Raw genomic sequence first — 2,404 nt, 5'->3', positions numbered from 1 at the left:
GACGCCCACAAATCCAGCGTCTCTTCAACAGACGCACCGCCATTCATCATATCCTGAATCATGGTTACCCATAGATTCAGAACTCAACAAAAAATGCAACTGTAGTGCTAGTGTGGAAACCGCGGTTAGGATCATAATAACGTTTAGATTTCCAGTGTGAGTTCTTCTCCGAGCGCACGGGAGACGCAGGGGGCGAAGCAGTGGCTTCGTTCCGCGGTCGAAAGACAAAGGTCGCGGTGGTCTGCTTTCCCGGCGATCAAACCTACGATGCATGTTCGGCAGGTTCCGGTCTCGCAACTGGACTTTGGCTTATATCCCAATCGGCGGAACACCTCGACGACACTCTCCTCAGCCGGAATTTCGATCACTTCATCGCTGCCCGCGCGACGCACTCGGAACGGGAGATTTCCTGCCTTGCTAAGGGTCCCGCCGGAGAACTCCTCATAGTGGATATGACTTCGCGGCCAATGAATGGTCAGTGCGTAAAGTGCGTCCATCATAGATTTTGGACCGCAATAGTAAAGATGGGCGGCCGCTTGCTTTTGGACATAGGGCCAAAAATCAAAATAACCGGCATCGTCCGAGGCATGAATGGTAACACGATCGCGCAATTCCTCGGACATGAGTTCTGAAAGGTAAGCGGCCTGAGAATGATTCCGCACCAGGTAGATCAGGTGCCAATTTGTATGCCCTTCCCGCTGCAGCTTACGCAAGATGGATATGATGGGCGTGATCCCGATTCCGCCAGCAATCAGGAGATAGCGCTCAGCTGGCACAACCGGCATAAAGTTCTGCGGCGAAGATATATGCACTCGCGCCCCAGGACGTAAATTACGGTGCATGCCCAGTGATCCACCCCGACCATTTTCCTCGCGCTTGACCGCGATGATGTAGCGGTTCTTCTCGGCCTCGTCATTGTTCAACGAATAGCTACGGATCAGACCGTCGGCCACCTCGACCCGGATATGCGACCCCGCGGTGAAGGAGGGCAGAGTCCTACCTAGCTCGGGACCGAATTCAAACAGTGTTACTTCGGGTGTGATATCCTCACGCCGCAGCAAGACGGCGGGAAACAGATCGCCGCTCATGCGAACACCTCCTCAAAATGAATGGCCTCACCGAGTCGGATCTCACCGCCCTCGATGACCTCGGCATAGATTCCCATGTCAGCATGCCCATAGTTTTGCATGATCAGGCGTGGGATTTGCAAATCGCGTCGAGCTGTCGTGGGATCCACCTCAGTCGCAGCGCAACGACGCGTACGCATCATCACGCGCAGACGCGCTGCGCCCAAGCGGAAGGTCCTGCCTACCATTTCCAGCTCGCGGCCAGCAGGCCAGCCGCTGAAGTAGACGTTCGCGCGGAAGCGCAGCGGATCGATCGGTGCCTTTATACGCTCTTCCATATCGCGCACCGAGTCTAGGTTGATCAGCGAGATCGCATTCATTAGCTCCTTGGACACCACGGAGACATCGGTAAAGCGGTGGACGCCCGAACAAGCAAATGTAGGCCGCGTGGCTTCGTCCAGATCGAACATGGTGGCAATGAAGTTCTCGGCCGCACGGATGGCGTCGCCATCGATCAATAGCCGTTCAAATACGACATTTCCCTTCACGAGAATACGCATGTGTCGTGTGCGGGAATCAAAATGGGTCACAAGACCAGCAAGCCGTTCTTCTTTCACCTGAACGACAAAGCGGTCCTTCGGTAGGGGCTGAGGATCGTTTTGGTCGAAGCCGCTATCATGGCGGGCGAAGCCGAACAGCCGGTCGTCCGGGAAGCCGTCACCCGGCCGCAACAGCGCTTGTTCTACGGGTTGGGCTGATAGGCCCTTGATCGGATAATTGTAGAGACGTTCGATTTTTCCGTGCATGTCACTGACTCTTAAATGCTTAGGCGGAAGTCATCAGCTCGCGAGAAAGAGCGTTCGCATCGAGATCAGCCTTGCCGAGGGACCGGTGGATGCAACCCAGATCCATCAGATAAATATTCATGAAGTACCAACTGTTTACCCAGAACGCCTCCAGCCGCGTTCAGTGCCGAGATGGCGTGGCGCGCCACGTTCATCTGTTGGACGCCGTAAATATTCAGATTGCCGGTAAGATCGAACAGTGTGGGACATGTAGCTCACTGCTTTGCGCCCGGACAAGCGAGGACATGGCAAGCGTTGCAGCGGCTGAGGCAACCCCAATCTTAAGAAAATGGCGCCGATCAAGGGCGGGCCTGCGCGGAGCAGACCCTGGATTACAGATGTCCATACTGGAAGTCCCTTTTAAGGAGGATTGAATTGCCTCGGGTTTTGTGGAGACGTTTTTTATCTGATTTAAGCGGCTAATGCATGTGATTTCTGTTGTGCATAAAAGCGTGCCTCAGCTTCTGCTGGCGGGATGTTTCCAATGGAGGA

General features: G+C 54.7%; 2 protein-coding genes. Both read right to left on the bottom strand.

All coding sequences use genetic code 11. The features are described 5' to 3' along the window. Window positions 1-143: 143 nt before the first annotated feature. Entirely contained in the window at window positions 144-1,088 is a 945-nt protein-coding gene (locus GOB86_RS15225; protein WP_165993498.1) for a PDR/VanB family oxidoreductase, read from the bottom strand. Then, entirely contained in the window at window positions 1,085-1,873 is a 789-nt protein-coding gene (locus GOB86_RS15220) for an MOSC domain-containing protein (RefSeq protein WP_165993497.1), read from the bottom strand. The genes GOB86_RS15225 and GOB86_RS15220 overlap by 4 nt, the downstream gene beginning before the upstream one ends. Window positions 1,874-2,404 lie beyond the last annotated feature (531 nt).

The sequence above is a fragment of the Acetobacter lambici genome (assembly GCF_011516885.1).
Lineage (GTDB): Bacteria > Pseudomonadota > Alphaproteobacteria > Acetobacterales > Acetobacteraceae > Acetobacter > Acetobacter lambici.
Note: the sequence above shows the minus strand (reverse complement) of the source record. Positions and strands in the feature narration are given on the sequence as shown.

Excerpts from the sequence above, each read along its gene's own strand:
- GOB86_RS15225 (WP_165993498.1), bottom strand. The coding sequence starts at position 1,088 with ATGAGCGGCGATCTGTTTCCCGCCGTCTTGCTGCGGCGTGAGGATATC.
- GOB86_RS15220 (WP_165993497.1), bottom strand. The coding sequence starts at position 1,873 with ATGCACGGAAAAATCGAACGTCTCTACAATTATCCGATCAAGGGCCTA.